Raw genomic sequence first — 16,062 nt, forward strand, 5'->3', positions numbered from 1 at the left:
ATTTTTAAGGAGGAATATAGGTGGGGAATAAAAACGGCAAACTAACAATAAACGATATTGCTAAAAAAGCTAACACATCTAAGACTACAATATCATTTTATTTAAATGGAAAATTTGAAAAGATGTCTCCTGATACGAGAAGGAGAATTGAACAAGTTATAGAAGAAACAAACTATAGCCCTAATATTATGGCTAGAAGTTTAAAATCAAAAAAATCTAATTTAATAGGTGTTGTTGTTGCGGATATCACTAATCCATTTAGTAATAATATAGTTAAGGGGATTGATGATGTTGCTAGAAAAAAAGGTTATCAAATTATTGTTGGTAGTAGTAGTTTAAGGTATTCTCATGAAGAGAAATATATAAAAAGAATGTTAGATATGGGAGTAGATGGTTTTATAGTTCAACCTAGTGTTAATTTTGATGAATTATCAAAATTAATTGGAGAAAAAGGGAAAAATCTTGTTTTTCTAGATAGTGTAAAGTCAGATTATAAAGGGAAGTGGGTAAAAACTAATAATTATGATATAACTTATGAGGCAATAATTAGTCTAGCTCAAAAGGGATATGATGATTTTATTTTAGTAACAGAAGATCCAAACTTACTTATCGCAAGACTAGAAAGAAAAAATGGTTTCAAAGATGCTGTAGATAAACTAAAAAGAAAAAATCATATAGAAGTTATTGAGGAAGATACAACATGTGAAGCGATAGCAGATATATTATCAAGCAAAGTTGATAACAATAAAAAAACTTTGGTTTTTGCAACGAATGGGAAAACCTTACAAAAAGTTTTCAGAGCTATTAATATTAAAGGCTGGGATGTTCCAAATAAAGTTGGGATAATTGGTTTTGACGATTGGGACTGGACTTTATATGCTACACCTTCAGTAACAACTATATATCAGCCAACCTACGAAGAAGGTAAATACGCTACTAAGTTATTAATTGAAATGATAGAAGAAAGCGATCAAATACAAGAATCTGAAATTTTTAAGTGTAGTATAAATTGGGCTGAATCAACTAATCTTAAAGCAGATTAATATAATCTGATTACATATTATATTAGTTCTAATAAAAAACTCTTTATAATACTATAATAATATAGGATTATAAGAGAGGGGTTATTATGGCTAGGACTTATGCTTATTCAGCAGATTTTGATGCTGAAACAGAAGAGCTTTTTAAAGGAGCTGTTTTTCTTGGAGAAGGTCATAATGGTATAGTTTATGAATTACCTGGTAATAAGGCTATAAAGATATTTCAAGAGGTGAAGTGCTGCAAAGAAGAAGGCGATATACTGAAGAAAGTAAGTAGATCGAAATATTTTCCTAGAGTTTATAGTACAGGAAATTTTTATATAGTTAGAGATAAGGTAGAAGGACATAGATTAGACCATTATATAAAGAAAAAAGGCTTTAATTATGAAATTGCAGAAGGTTTATATAATTTGATAGAAGAATTTAAAAGACTTAAATTTACTAAAATAGATGCTAGGTGTAGAGATATATATATAACAGATGATAATAAAGTAATGGTTATAGATCCAAAACAATGTTATAAAAGAAAAGTTAACTACCCAAGACATCTTATGAAAGGTCTTTATAAAATAGGTGTATTAGAAAGTTTTATGGAGGATATAAGACAAATAGATTCTGAAAAGGCAGAAGAATGGGAAAAGAAATTTGATCAATATTCTCAAAATAGTGAATTAGAAATTTAGTAAAATTTATAAATAAAAGGAGTTAAACTTTAAGATACAGTTAACTCCTTTTATTTTAAGAATTATTTAATTATAAAGGATACAATTACTAAGATTATGCATATAATACCACCTAACAATTGCCCTATTCCAGAAGCTTCCCCTAATAAGAAAAAATTAAAAATGTTCTTTTTCGTTTGAGTTTTTCCTATGAATGCATCATCATTTTTCATTCTATATATACCCCATAATGTCAAGACTACTCCAAAAAGTATAAATAGTATTTTTCCAATTTCCATAATATTTTCCTCCATTTATTGTTATATTATTTTATTATTTACATTTTACTATTTTATAATTAGTCATCATCTTCAAATATAAAAGTTTCTTCAATTGTTAGGTTAAACACTGAAGCTATTTTATATGCTAGTAAAACAGATGGATTATATTGTTGCTTTTCTAAAGAGATAATTGTTCTTGAAGATACACATACTTTATTAGCTAATTCTTGTTGTGTTATTCCATGTTCTAAACGTAATTCTTTTATTCTATTTTTCATAACCTTCTCCTAATTAAAGGAAGTAATTATAATATTTTTTAGCTAATATGTTAGTAATCATGCAAAATATTATAATTATAAATAAAGCAGTATTCATTGAAAGTATAATCCACTTTGAAAGAAACATCATAAGGATAATCACAATCATTAAAATTTTCATAGTAAAGTGTGAAGCCTTTCCGTCTATTAAATCATCTCTCTCATCGTACTCTTTTGACATCTCTCTTTCCAACTGTTTTTTATTAGTATTAAATTTAATGTGAGAAGTTATAGAAAAAACTAAAAAACCTACTCCTATTAATAATTTTATAATACCAAAATAAAATTCTTTCATATTATTAGTTTTAGAATAATTAAAAATTATCTCAAAAAAACCCATCGTAAGAATAAGTAATGAGAATAAGTAAAGTTCTGTAAATTTATTTTTCAAACAAATCACTCCTAACAGTATGATATGAAGTTTACTTCATGTGAAGTTAACTTCATATTATATTATATTAAATAGAGTGTCAAGAATTAATTTGTTATATCAATACATGAATATAAAAAATTGATACATTATATTTTTTCTTGATATGTTTGACTTGAAAAAAATTAATTATGAGTACATATAAGGAAAAATATATTGAAAAATATGGTGAAAGTGGTATAATGATAATATAAATATAATAATAATTATTATTTAGTAAAAAATGTTATTTGTTTCGTTAAACTCTATAATACAGTACTTTAATGAATAATATTATTTCTGAATGAAATAATAATAAAGGTACAGATATAGAAAAGAGAGCAAATTACATTCAAATAAAGGAGGAAAAATAATGAAAAATTATTGTGAAATAGTAGACGTTGTAGCTAGACAAATCCTTGATTCAAGATGTTTCCCAACAGTAGAAGTTGAAGTATATTTAGAAGATGGTACTGTAGGTAGAGCAGCTGTTCCATCAGGAGCATCAACTGGTATGTATGAAGCAGTTGAATTAAGAGATGGAGATAAGAGCAAGTATTTAGGAAAAGGTGTTTTAAAAGCAGTTCAAAATGTAAATGATACAATTGCAGAAGAATTAATTGGATGCAACGTATATGATCAACCATATATAGATAAATTACTTATTGAATTAGATGGAACTCCAAACAAAGCAAAATTAGGTGCTAACGCTATATTAGGTGTTTCACTTGCTGTTGCTAATGCAGCTGCTAAATCATTAGAGTTACCATTATATCAATATGTAGGTGGAGTAAATGCGAAAGTTTTACCAGTTCCTATGATGAATATAATTAATGGTGGATCACATGCTGATAACTCAGTTGATTTACAAGAATTCATGGTTATGCCAGTTGGAGCAAAAACATTTAGCGACGCATTACAAATGTGTGCTGAAGTTTATCATACATTAAAGAAAACATTACATGATAAAGGGTATTCAACTGCAATCGGTGATGAAGGCGGATTTGCTCCAAACCTTAAGTCAAATGAAGAAGCTATCGAAGTTATTATAGAAGCTATAACTAACGCTGGATACAAAGCTGGAGAAGATATGTTCATAGCAATAGATGCTGCTTCATCAGAGTACTACAAAGATGGAAAGTATGTATTAGAACATGAAGGAAAGACATTAACTGCAGCTGAAATGGTTGACTTCTTAGAAAACTGGGTAAATAAATATCCAATTATATCAATTGAAGATGGTATGGCTGAAGAAGACTGGGAAGGTTGGAAACTAATAACTGAAAGATTAGGAAAGAAAGTTCAATTAGTTGGTGATGACTTATTTGTTACTAACACTGAAAGATTAGAAAGAGGAATTGACATGGGAGTTGGTAACTCAATCCTAATCAAGTTAAACCAAATTGGTACTTTAACTGAAACTTTAAATGCTATAGAAATGGCTAATAGAGCAGGTTATACAGCGGTTATTTCACATAGATCAGGAGAAACAGAAGACACTACAATTGCTGATTTAGTTGTTGCTGTAAATGCTGGTCAAATCAAGACTGGTGCTCCAGCAAGATCAGAAAGAGTTGCTAAGTACAACCAATTAATAAGAATTGAAGAAGAATTAGATGATGTAGCTGAATACAGAGGAAGAAAAGCATTCTTTAACGTTAAAAAATAGTTTGAATTAAATAAGGATAAGGTTATAAATCTTATCCTTATTTTTAATATTCAGGAAAGTATAAAATTTTAAAGTTTTTAAAATGTGATTATATAAGGTTTTTATTAATTCAATGTAAAAAAAGTAGATTTGTTTTATACTTTCCTTATCTTCAGTTTGTAAGTGGGCATATGTAAGTTTACGTTGACTTGGAGCACAGCGACGGAATAAGTAAACTTACATATGTCCACTTTTTTATGTAATGGTATTATTTTGTAGCTACATACTTGTAATATAGTATTCAATATGTTAATATAAATTTATATAAATACGACCGGTTTCAGATATCATGGGAGGTATAGCAATGAACAACTTTTTATTAGTGTTAGAATTAATATTAGGACTAGTAATTATAATATCAGTATTATTACAACCAAGTAAAACAGATGCATTAAGTGGATTAATCCAAGGAAGTAAGACAGAAACTTTCTTTTCAAAGAACAAAGCAAGAACTAAAGAAGCTATGTTGTTAAAGGTAACAATTATAGCTATGACTTTATTTGTTGTGAATACAATAGCATTAAATTTAATATAATGTTATAAAGAGAGCTGCTTTTATTATGGTAGCTCTTTTATATTATAAATAGGAGAGTGAATTTATGGGCATTTTTAACTCTTTAATGGGCAACGCTTCAGAAGTAAACGTAGATGAATTGGCTAAAGAATATGGAAAAATATTATCCCCATCAGAAAAAATAGAAAAGGCTTACAAATTAGTAAGAGACCTATTCATTTTTACTAATAAGAGATTAATTTTAGTTGACAAACAAGGAATGACAGGAAAGAAAACAGAATATCATTCTATTCCTTATAAATCAATAACACATTTTAGTATAGAAACAGCTGGACATTTTGATTTAGATGCTGAATTAAAAATATGGATTTCTGGAACAGCTCTTCCAATAGAAAAACAATTTAATAGTAGTTTAAATATTTACGAATTACAAGCTTTACTTGCAGATTACTGTCTTAAATAATAACAATTTATAATAAAAAATTGAAAATTATAATAAAATTTTTAAAGAAATTTATAATAATGGGCAATTGACAATGAAAATGCACAATTAAGGAAAGAATCATTTCTATCCTAAGCTGTCCATTGTTAATTGCCCATTACTGATTCAAACTTATAATTTTATACTGTTATTGGTGTAATATAAAGGTAAATTGGATAAAATAAAATAGAATGAAATATAGAATATATGGAGGAAAATTTATATATGGGAATTAAACAAACATTATTAAGCTTTATGAGAGAAGAAGCATACAGACCAATGGATATACAAGAGCTAGTATCTGTATTTGATATAAATCCTGACGAATATAAGTCTTTTAAAAAGGTTTTAAAATCAATGGAAAGAGAAGGCTTGATTGTTAGAACTAAAAAGGATAAGTTTGGTGTACCTGAAAGACTTGGGTTAATTACTGGTAAGTTGCAAGTTCACCAAAAAGGATTTGGATTTTTACTTCCTGAAACAGAAGGAGAAAAGGATGTATTTATTCCTAGCTCATCTATGAATGGAGCAATGAACGGAGATAAGGTTTTAGTTCAAATAACAAGGGAAGATTTGAATGGTAAAAAAAGAGAAGGGGAAGTTAGAGAAGTTTTAGAAAGATCTAATACCAAGGTTATAGGAGTATATGAAGATAGCAGAAACTTCGGCTTTGTAGTTCCAGAGGATACTAGATTAAATCAAGATATATTTATATCTAAGAAAGATAGAAATGGAGCTAACGATGGAGATGTAGTAATTTGTGAAATAGTTAAATGGGCAGACAAAAGAAGAAGTCCAGAGGGTGTAGTTAAAGAGGTATTAGGTAGAAAAGGAGATAAGGGATTAGACATACTTACAATAATCAAAAAATATGGATTACCAGAAGAGTTTCCAGAAAAAGTTCTAAGCTATGCTGAAAACATAGAAGAAGAAATAGAAGAAAAGGAATATGCAAGAAGGAAAGATCTTAGAAATTTAAGAATGGTGACAATAGATGGTGAAGATGCTAAGGATTTAGATGATGCAGTTTCAATAGAAAGATTAGAGAATGGTAAATTTAGATTAGGAGTCCATATTGCAGACGTATCGCATTATGTAAGAGAGAAGAATCCTTTAGACAAAGAAGCTTTAAAAAGAGCTACATCAGTATATTTAATAGATAGAGTTATACCAATGTTACCTAAAAAGTTATCTAATGGTATTTGTTCTTTAAATCCCAAAGTAGATAGATTAGCTTTAAGCTGTTTTATGGTTATAGATAAAAGCGGAAAAGTAATTCAACATGAAATAGAAGAAACAGTTATAAAAACTAGTGAAAGAATGACATATACAGATGTAACTAAAATATTAGAAAATAATGATGAAGAGCTTATAAAAAGATATGATTATTTAGTAGATGATTTTAAGGCTATGGAAGAACTATGTAGTATTCTTCGTGAAAAGAGAATGAAAAGAGGAGCAATAGACTTTAATTTTGAAGAATCAAAAATAATATTAAATGATTTAGGAAAACCAATTGATATTAAACCTTATGAAAGAGCTATTGCAAATAGAATAATAGAAGAGTTTATGCTTGTATGTAATGAAACAATAGCTGAGCATATGTTCTGGACTAATTTACCATTTGTATATAGAATACATGAAGAGCCAGATGAAGAAAAGCTAGAGAAGTTTAAGGAATTTGTTCATAATTTGGGATATGTTGTAAGATGGGGACAAGAAGCTCATCCAAGAGCTCTTCAAGATATATTAGAAAAGGTAGAAGGAAAAAAAGAAGAAACAGTAGTAAGTACTTTATTGTTACGTTCAATGATGCAAGCTAAATATTCTCCAGAATGTGTAGGACACTTTGGACTTGCAGCAAAATACTATTGTCACTTTACATCACCAATAAGAAGATACCCAGATCTTCAAATTCATAGAATTATAAAAGAACAATTAAATGGAAAAATAGATGAAAAGAGAACAGGAAGACTTACAAATATAGTAGAAGTAGCATCAAAGCAATCATCAGAAATGGAAAGATTAGCACAAGAAGCAGAAAGAGAAGTTGATGATTTAAAGAAAGCAGAGTATATGCAAGAAAGAATTGGAGAAGAGTTTACAGCTATAATATCTTCAGTTACATCCTTTGGATTATTTGCAGAACTACCAAATACAATAGAAGGATTAATTCATATAACAGCTTTAGATGATGATTACTACATTTATGATGAAGCACATTTATGCTTAATTGGTGAAAGAACTAAAAAGGTATATAGATTAGGTGATGAAGTTAAAGTTAAATGTACTAGAGTTGATATAGATAACAGAGAAGTTTATTTTGACTTAATTGAAGAAGAACAAACTAAAGAAGAAATTGTTCCAAGTGAAAAACTTAGTGAAAAAATTCAAGAAGCTAAAGATGAAATAAGAAATGAATTATCTCAAGAAAATGATGATAGTATAGAAAATGAAGAAAATAACTTATATGACTTATAATGATAAAATGCTATTTGAGTGAACTCAAATAGCATTTTTTTTACTCTATATTAAATTATATTTTTAAAATTTGTGGATAAATTGTTTATAGTATATAAGTTATTAAAGTTAGCACTATAGAGTAAAAAAATAGAATAAATTACGCGTGCAAGATTTTCCTCAGGCAAGCTTCAGAAATGCACATGCGCTAAAAAAAGTCGACGGCTCGGCAAGCTCGCCTTGGCGACTTTTTTTAGGCTCTGAAATACTAAATTGCATTTAATAAATTGATCGAAATTTTAAAAATAATTTATGAATTAATATATAATTTGATTGATTTATAATATTTTAAAAAAGATAGTGATTATTTTTTTATAATATGATATTTTTGAGTTGTTATAGATATCAATGTAAAAGGAGAGAAATATATGGATATTAGAATTGAAAAAATAAAAAAATGTAGGGTTGCATATGTAAGGGGAGTTGGTCCCTATGGAGCTTCTAACATTCAAGTAATGGCGAATTTAAAAAAATGGGCAGAAGAAAAAAATTTATTTGATGAAGAAGCAATAATATATGGTATTCCTCAAGATAATCCCCAAATAACAGCTCCAAAAGATTGTCGCTATGATGCATGTATAGTTATTTCTAATGATTATCAAATAGATGATTCAATTAATGAAGCTGAACTTAATGCTGGAGAATATGCAGTTTATAAAATTAAACATACAGAAGAAGATATTAAAAAAGCATGGAAAGAAATATTCATTAATTTAGAAAATGCAGGATATAAAATTGATAACAAGCCAACTATTGAGAGATATTCTAATGATATGGTTAATAAAGGATATTGTGAAATATGTGTACCTATAAAAAAAATATAACTTAAAGGTTATTTTGAAAATACAAATTTAAGTTCCGTAATAAAAATCAAATAACAATAATAAAAGATATTATTAATTGTGGTATATAGTGTAATTACTATGTTATACTATAGATAGTAATAGAAGGATAGAAACGTGTGGTGAGTTAGAAATGGTAAGGAAGAAAAATAGTAATACATTAGCTGAAAATAGAAAAGCTAGACATGATTATTTTGTAGAAGAAGCTATAGAAGCTGGAATAGCTTTGGTTGGTACAGAAGTTAAATCAATAAGAGCAGGAAAATGTAATTTAAAAGAGTCTTATGCAGATGTAGAAAATGGTGAAATTACTATAAAAGGTATGCATATAAGTCCTTATGAGCAAGGAAATATATTTAATGTTGATCCTTTAAGAGAAAGAAAGCTTTTACTTCATAAAGAACAAATATCAAGATTTGCAGGTCTTGTATCACAGCAAGGATTCACCTTAATACCTTTATCATTATATTTGAAAGAGGGTAAGGTAAAGGTTGCCCTTGGTTTATGCAGAGGTAAAAAGAATTATGATAAGAGAGATTCAATGCTTGAAAAGGCTCATAAGAGAGATATAGAAAGACAGTTAAAAAACTCTACAAGATATTAAAAAGAAATAAAGTTTAAAAAGGACTATAATCTTAATTTTTTAATAATTTAAGATTATAGTTTTAGTATTTTGTAGAAAAATTATCAATCTAATAGTAAACTTATATTATACAGAAAAATATTAGTATGAAAAAGTATTAAGAGGTAAGTGGTCATGTATAATAAAAATTTATTAATTGAGAAATCTCATAAAAGAAGTGAAATCTATGGAGTTGAAAAAAATAGCAATCACTCTAAAACTATATTATATGGAGAAGAACTTACAAAGGTATTATATTTAAATAAAGAACTAATAGAAATATCTAAGCCCTATATAGATAAGGTGGTTGAATCTGTAGAGGATAAGGATTTTATAATAATATTAACAGATAATAATGGATGTATTCTTTATATAAGAGGAGCTAATGAAATAAAAGGGGAATTAGAAAAGTTAAATTTAAAAGTTGGTGCCTATATGGATGAAAAAAATATAGGAACAAATGCAATGGGAACAGCTATAAAGGAAAATACATGTCTTCAAATAACTGCAAAAGAGCATTATATAACAATATTTCAAAGCTTAACTTGTTCTGCAGCACCTATTCATAATAGTAAAGGAGAAATAATAGGAACTTTAAATTTAACAGGAAAAAGCAATATGAAGCATCCTCATACTTTAGGGTTAGTTATTTTTGGAGTTAAAGCTATAGAAAATGAATTATACAGAATAAAAACTAACTATATATTAAACCAAACCTACAATTATATGAAAACTGTTATAGAAAATGTTGATAAAGGAATAATGATTGTTGATATATATGGAAAAATTATAAATATAAATGAATTAGGCCTTAGTATTTTAGATAAAAAAAATCATAATTTAATAAATGAAGATATAAATTACATTATACCAAACTTTCAAAACATAGTAGACAGAGTATCAAATAATAATGAAATAATAACTAAAGAAATAAAATTAAGTCATGCAAGTAGATATAAAACAGAAGTTATACTTAAAGGCATTAAACATAATGAAAAGATAATAGGGATTGTAGTTACTTTAACAAAAGTTAAAGAAAAAAATAAAGAAAATAATTTTACAGGAGCTTTTTTTACATTTAACGATATTATAGGAGAAAGTGATGCTATTAAAAATGTTATAACTAACTGTAAGATCATAGCGAATAGCCCTTCTACAGTATTGATACAAGGAGAAAGTGGAACAGGTAAGGAAGTCCTAGCACAATCAATTCATAATTATAGCTTAAGAAAAAATAATAAGTTTATAGCAATAAACTGCGGTGCTATACCAGCTAATATTATTGAGAGTGAGCTTTTTGGATATGAGGATGGGACCTTTACTGGAGGTAAAAAGGGAGGCCGAATAGGAAAATTTGAAATTGCTAATGGTGGAACACTATTTTTAGATGAAATAGGAGAAATGCCACTTGATATGCAAGTTAAATTATTAAGAGTCCTTCAAGAGGGGAGAGTAACTAGGCTTGGAGGAAGCAGAGAAATTCCAGTAGATATGAGAGTAATAGCTGCAACAAATAAGGACTTAAAAAGGGAAGTTAAAAAAGGAACATTTAGAGAAGATTTATATTATAGATTATGTGTTATTCCTATAAAATTGCCTCCACTTAGAGAACGGAAAGGTGATATAAGAAAGCTTATAGAATATTTTTTAAGTATGAAATCAATAAAATTAGAAAAAGATATACCAGATATAAGCAAGGATTTATTTAATAGGATATTAGAAAATAATTGGCCAGGGAATATAAGACAATTAGAAAATTGTATAGAAAATATAGTCAACTTAAATGGAGAATTATCTGCAGATATAATAGATGAATGTGAAGAAAAGAGAAATGAAATTTTAAATATAAAAAATAAAGACATAATTATAGAAGAAGCTAAAGAAGAATGCTTTAACTTAGAAGAAATTGAAAAGATAGCAATAAGAAATGCTATAGAGCATAATAAATATAATATGACAAAGACAGCAAAGGCTTTAGGAATAAGCAGAAATACTTTGTACCTTAAAATAAAAAAATACAATCTAGATGTAGATTAACTTAATTGTAACATAATAAGACAATGTCCTAAAATAAAACAGTAATTTTCATTAAACTGTTTTATTTTAGGACATATTTATTTTTTGAATTATATAAAATGTGGTAAAGTCAATAATTTAACAATGTTGTTAAAGAAATAACTAATTGGCATGAGTCTTGCTATTTAAATTAATGTAACTTAGTAAGAAATAAATTATATATAAACTTTAGGAGGTTTTATTATGGCTCGTTTCACATTACCAAGAGACTTATATCATGGAGAAGGATCATTAGAAGTATTAAAAACATTAAAAGGTAAGAAAGCAATGGTTGTAGTTGGCGGAGGGTCAATGAAACGTTTTGGATTCTTAGATAAGGTAGAAAGCTATTTAAAAGAAGCAGGAATGGAAGTTGAACTTTTTGAAGGAGTAGAACCAGATCCATCTGTTGAAACTGTTATGAGTGGTGCAGAGGCTATGAGAAAATTTGAGCCTGATTGGATAGTTGCAATGGGTGGTGGATCACCAATAGATGCAGCAAAAGCAATGTGGATTTTCTACGAATATCCAGACTTTACATTTGAACAAGCAGTTGTTCCATTTGGATTACCAGAACTTAGACAAAAAGCTAAATTTGTAGCAATTCCATCAACAAGTGGTACAGCTACAGAAGTAACAGCATTTTCAGTAATAACAGACTATAAAGCAAAAATTAAATATCCTCTAGCAGATTTTAATATAACTCCAGATATTGCTATAGTAGACCCAGAACTTGCACAAACTATGCCGCCTAAGCTTGTAGCACATACTGGAATGGATGCATTAACTCATGCTATAGAAGCATACACTGCATCATTAAGATCAAACTTCTCAGACCCATTAGCTATGAAAGCTATTGAGATGGTTAAAGAAAATTTATTTAAATCATATAATGGAGATAAAGAAGCTAGAAACTTAATGCATGAAGCACAATGTTTAGCAGGAATGGCATTCTCAAATGCTTTACTTGGAATAGTTCACTCTATGGCCCATAAAACAGGAGCTGTATTCCATATTCCTCATGGATGTGCAAATGCTATATTCTTACCATATGTAATTCAATACAATAGAGTTAACTGTGAAGATAGATATGCAGATATAGCTAGAGCATTAAAATTAAAAGGTGAAACTAATACAGAATTAACAGATTCATTAATAGAAATGATAAATGATTTAAATACAGAATTAAATATTCCGCACACAGTTAAAGAATATGGAGTAACAGAAGAAGACTTTAAAGCGAATCTTAAATTTATTTCTCACAATGCAGTTTTAGATGCATGTACAGGATCTAATCCAAGAGAAATTGACGATGCAACAATGGAAAAACTATTTGAATGCACATATTATGGAACTAAAGTTAATTTCTAAAATGCTTTAAATTTTAAAATTAATAGATTGATTTTAAGGTTATCTTGAACTGAATTCATTTTCTTTTTAAGATAACCTTGTTTTAGGATTAACCTAAAAAAAATGCAAAGATAAAACAAAATCAAAGTTAAGAATTGTATGAATATTTAAAAAATGGTAAGATTAAATTACATAGAAAATAGTTGGGGGGACAAGTATGTATAAGATAGTCAAAAAAAGAGAACTTACAGACAATATATACCTTATGGATATAGAAGCACCAAGAGTTGCCAAATCAGCTAAGCCAGGTCAATTTATAATTATAAAAAATGATGATAAGGGTGAAAGAATACCACTAACTATAGCAGACTATAATAAGAGTGAGGGGACTGTTACTATAGTATTTCAAGCTGTAGGAAGAGGAACAAAGGAATTAGCTAATTTTAAAGAAGGAGATTATGTTTTAGATTTTGTTGGACCTTTAGGACAGCCTAGTGAATTTATACATGAGGATTTAGAAGAGCTTAAAAGTAAGAAAATAATATTTATAGCAGGAGGCGTAGGGGCAGCTCCAGTATATCCACAAGTTAAATGGATGCATGAAAATGGTATAGCTTGTGATGTAATAGTTGGAAGTAGAACTAGGGATTTATTAATATTAGAAGATGAAATGAAAAGTGTTGCAGGTAATTTATATATAGCAACAGACGATGGAACATATGGTTTTAATGGTAGAGTAACAGATTGCTTAAAATATTTAGTTGAAAAAAAAGGTAATAAATATGATCATGCAATAGTAATAGGACCTATGATAATGATGAAGTTTATGGCTATGCTTACTAAAGAACTAAATATCCCAACTACAGTAAGCTTAAATCCAATAATGGTTGATGGAACAGGGATGTGCGGGGCATGTAGAGTTACAATAGGTGGAAAAGTAAAATTTGCTTGTGTAGATGGACCTGAATTTGATGGACATTTAGTTGATTTTGATGAATCAATGAGAAGACAGGCTATGTACAAAACTGAAGAAGGTAGATCTCAGTTGAAAATAGAAGAAGGGGACACTCATAATCACGGCGGTTGTGGATGCAAGGTAGAATAGTTATGAATATGCAAGATAGAATGAAAAGAGTACCTGTTTCAGAACAAGCTCCAGATATAAGAGCAAAAAACTTTGAAGAAGTTTGTTTAGGATATCTAGATGAAGAAGCTGTAAAAGAAGCAAATAGATGTTTAACTTGTAAAAACCCAAAGTGTGTAGATGGATGTCCAGTATCTATTGATATTCCAGGATTTATAGCGTATATGAAGGATGGAGAATTTGAATTAGCTGCTAAAGAAGTAGCAAAATATAGTGCATTGCCAGCAGTTTGTGGTAGAGTATGTCCACAAGAAAGTCAATGCGAAGGAAAGTGCGTATTAGGAATTAAAGGTGAACCAGTTTCAATAGGTAAATTAGAAAGATTTATTGCAGACTGGTCAAGAAAGCATAATGTAGAATTAGCAGTAACAGAACCTTTAAACGATAAGAAAGTAGCAGTTATAGGAAGCGGTCCTGCAGGGTTAACTTGTGCAGGAGATTTAGCTAAAAGGGGCTATGATGTGACTATCTTTGAAGCTTTACATGAGCCAGGTGGAGTTTTAGTTTATGGAATTCCAGAGTTTAGATTACCTAAGGAAGATGTAGTTAAAGCTGAAATTGAAAACATAAAAAAATTAGGAGTAAAGATAGAAACTAACGTTATAATAGGTAGAACTATAACTATAGATGAATTAATGGAAGATGAGAAGTTTGATGCAGTATTTATAGGATCAGGAGCAGGACTTCCTAAGTTTATGGGAATACCAGGGGAAAATGCAAATGGAGTTTTATCTGCAAATGAATTCTTAACAAGAGTAAATTTGATGAAGGCATTTAAAGAAGAATATCATACACCTGTTAAAATAGGAAAAAGAGTTGCTGTAGTAGGTGGAGGAAATGTTGCTATGGATGCCGCAAGAACTGCTTTAAGGTTAGGTTCTGAAAGTCATATTGTTTATAGGAGAAGTGAATCTGAGCTTCCAGCAAGAGTCGAGGAAGTACATCATGCTAAAGAAGAAGGAGTTATTTTCGATGTTTTAACCAATCCAACAGAAATTTTAGTAGATGAAAATGGCTGGGTAAAGGGCATGAAATGTGTTGAAATGGAACTTGGAGAACCTGACGAATCAGGAAGAAGAAAGCCTGTAGTTAAAGAAGGTTCAGAATATGTTATGGATATTGATACAGTTATAATGTCTCTTGGAACATCTCCTAATCCGCTTATTTCATCAACTACAAAGGGACTTGAAACTAATAAGTGGAAATGTATAGTAGCAGACGAAAATGGGCTTACAACAAAGGAAGGTGTTTATGCAGGAGGAGATGCTGTTACAGGAGCAGCAACTGTTATTTTAGCCATGGGAGCTGGTAAAAAAGCTGCTGAAGCTATAGATGAATACTTAAGTAAAAAATAGAAATTAAGAGAGTTATTTCTGACATGAAGTTTATTAAGCTTAAGCTTAGTTCGTTAGAAATAACTCTTTTTCATATATTTTCCTGCGATTTAGTGATTAAGTATTAATAAATTATCGAATTTATTAAAAAAAACGTTAATATTTAATATTTTTTTTATAAATTTAGTATAAAATTATAGTATAATTTAATTAATGAATTTTTATATAGTTAGTAATTATTTAATATAATTTGTCAGAAAATTATCAATAAATTTAAAGATTAACGAGAATTATTAAACGAAAGAGAGTGATTTCCATGTACTTATCAAAATTTACTGATTACTCATTCAGAGCCTTGGTATACTTAGCAGAAAATAGAGATAAGCTTTGTACTGTAGAAGAGCTAGCAAAAAAATTAGAGATTTCAGAACATCACTTAAAAAAAATAATACATAAACTCGCTAAAACAGATTTAATAATATCTATTAAGGGAAGAGCTGGTGGGTTAAAGCTAGGGTTAGATCCAAAAGATATAAATTTAGGAGAGGTTGTACATATTACTGAGGATAATCTAAATATTGCTAATTGTTTTAATAAAGAAGACTGTTGCCCATTCATGGACTCTGGATGCAAACTAAAGGGAATAATGAACGAATCTTTAAAAGCCTTCCTTAATGAATTTTCAAGATATACTTTACAAGATTTACTTAAGTAAATCTAAGTTATTCATTAGAAAACAAATAAAATAGGTTATATCTTAATTAAAAATTTGGATATAACCTA

General features: G+C 28.7%; 16 protein-coding genes. 13 read left to right on the top strand and 3 right to left on the bottom strand.

Features of this window, described 5'->3' with window-relative positions:
* Positions 1–20: 20 nt before the first annotated feature.
* Together ACYUEX_RS02105 and ACYUEX_RS02110 are read left to right on the top strand one after the other, a co-directional pair.
* Positions 21–1,043 (top strand): LacI family DNA-binding transcriptional regulator, encoded by a 1,023-nt coding sequence (locus ACYUEX_RS02105; protein ID WP_460286350.1) that lies wholly within the window; start codon positions 21–23, stop codon positions 1,041–1,043.
* A gap of 86 nt (positions 1,044–1,129) precedes the next feature.
* A complete protein-coding gene (locus tag ACYUEX_RS02110) occupies positions 1,130–1,723 on the top strand; it encodes a protein kinase (protein ID WP_460286351.1) in 594 nt (197 codons plus the stop codon).
* Positions 1,724–1,785: 62 nt separating this feature from the next.
* Here ACYUEX_RS02110 and ACYUEX_RS02115 read toward each other — a convergent pair whose 3' ends face one another.
* Genes ACYUEX_RS02115 through ACYUEX_RS02125 form a run of 3 tightly spaced genes read right to left on the bottom strand, consistent with a single transcriptional unit; the run spans position 1,786 to position 2,691 of the window.
* Positions 1,786–2,001, bottom strand: coding sequence for a hypothetical protein (locus tag ACYUEX_RS02115; RefSeq protein WP_460286352.1), 216 nt, complete (start codon positions 1,999–2,001; stop codon positions 1,786–1,788).
* 59 nt (positions 2,002–2,060) lie between these two features.
* Entirely contained in the window at positions 2,061–2,261 is a 201-nt protein-coding gene (locus ACYUEX_RS02120; RefSeq protein ID WP_460286353.1) for a helix-turn-helix transcriptional regulator, read from the bottom strand.
* A 13-nt stretch (positions 2,262–2,274) separates the two neighbouring features.
* Positions 2,275–2,691: a hypothetical protein gene (locus ACYUEX_RS02125; protein WP_460286354.1), complete on the bottom strand. Its 417-nt coding sequence runs from the start codon at positions 2,689–2,691 to the stop codon at positions 2,275–2,277.
* Positions 2,692–3,082: 391 nt separating this feature from the next.
* On the opposite strand from ACYUEX_RS02125, the gene eno reads away from it, so the two are divergent.
* The 11 genes from eno to ACYUEX_RS02180 all read left to right on the top strand — a co-directional run bounded on the left by eno (position 3,083) and on the right by ACYUEX_RS02180 (position 15,994).
* Positions 3,083–4,378 carry a phosphopyruvate hydratase gene (eno, locus tag ACYUEX_RS02130; RefSeq protein ID WP_411170043.1) on the top strand — a complete coding sequence of 432 codons (1,296 nt, stop codon included), beginning with the start codon at positions 3,083–3,085 and terminating at the stop codon, positions 4,376–4,378.
* A 343-nt stretch (positions 4,379–4,721) separates the two neighbouring features.
* Positions 4,722–4,952, top strand: a complete 231-nt coding sequence (secG, locus tag ACYUEX_RS02135; protein WP_460286355.1) for a preprotein translocase subunit SecG — start codon at positions 4,722–4,724, stop codon at positions 4,950–4,952.
* Positions 4,953–5,016: 64 nt separating this feature from the next.
* Positions 5,017–5,394: a PH domain-containing protein gene (locus ACYUEX_RS02140; protein WP_460286356.1), complete on the top strand. Its 378-nt coding sequence runs from the start codon at positions 5,017–5,019 to the stop codon at positions 5,392–5,394.
* A 243-nt stretch (positions 5,395–5,637) separates the two neighbouring features.
* Positions 5,638–7,893, top strand: coding sequence for a ribonuclease R (rnr, locus tag ACYUEX_RS02145; protein ID WP_460286357.1), 2,256 nt, complete (start codon positions 5,638–5,640; stop codon positions 7,891–7,893).
* A 407-nt stretch (positions 7,894–8,300) separates the two neighbouring features.
* On the top strand, positions 8,301–8,756 hold the full coding sequence (locus ACYUEX_RS02150) for an AraC family transcriptional regulator (protein ID WP_460286358.1): 456 nt from the start codon (positions 8,301–8,303) through the stop codon (positions 8,754–8,756).
* Positions 8,757–8,907: 151 nt separating this feature from the next.
* Complete coding sequence (gene smpB, locus ACYUEX_RS02155) at positions 8,908–9,378, top strand: SsrA-binding protein SmpB (protein ID WP_411170048.1); 471 nt, start codon at positions 8,908–8,910, stop codon at positions 9,376–9,378.
* A 153-nt stretch (positions 9,379–9,531) separates the two neighbouring features.
* Positions 9,532–11,433, top strand: a complete 1,902-nt coding sequence (locus tag ACYUEX_RS02160; protein ID WP_460286359.1) for a sigma-54-dependent Fis family transcriptional regulator — start codon at positions 9,532–9,534, stop codon at positions 11,431–11,433.
* A 222-nt stretch (positions 11,434–11,655) separates the two neighbouring features.
* The gene (locus ACYUEX_RS02165) at positions 11,656–12,822 is read left to right on the top strand and encodes an iron-containing alcohol dehydrogenase (RefSeq protein WP_411170050.1); all 1,167 of its coding nucleotides are present in this window, start codon (positions 11,656–11,658) and stop codon (positions 12,820–12,822) included.
* 196 nt (positions 12,823–13,018) lie between these two features.
* Positions 13,019–13,906 carry a sulfide/dihydroorotate dehydrogenase-like FAD/NAD-binding protein gene (locus tag ACYUEX_RS02170; RefSeq protein WP_460286360.1) on the top strand — a complete coding sequence of 296 codons (888 nt, stop codon included), beginning with the start codon at positions 13,019–13,021 and terminating at the stop codon, positions 13,904–13,906.
* 2 nt (positions 13,907–13,908) lie between these two features.
* Complete coding sequence (gene gltA / locus ACYUEX_RS02175) at positions 13,909–15,300, top strand: NADPH-dependent glutamate synthase (RefSeq protein WP_460286512.1); 1,392 nt, start codon at positions 13,909–13,911, stop codon at positions 15,298–15,300.
* Between the two features lie 295 nt (positions 15,301–15,595).
* Positions 15,596–15,994 (top strand): RrF2 family transcriptional regulator, encoded by a 399-nt coding sequence (locus tag ACYUEX_RS02180; protein WP_460286361.1) that lies wholly within the window; start codon positions 15,596–15,598, stop codon positions 15,992–15,994.
* The last annotated feature ends 68 nt before the right edge of the window (positions 15,995–16,062 follow it).

The sequence above is a fragment of the Clostridium sp. CTA-7 genome (assembly GCF_054768095.1).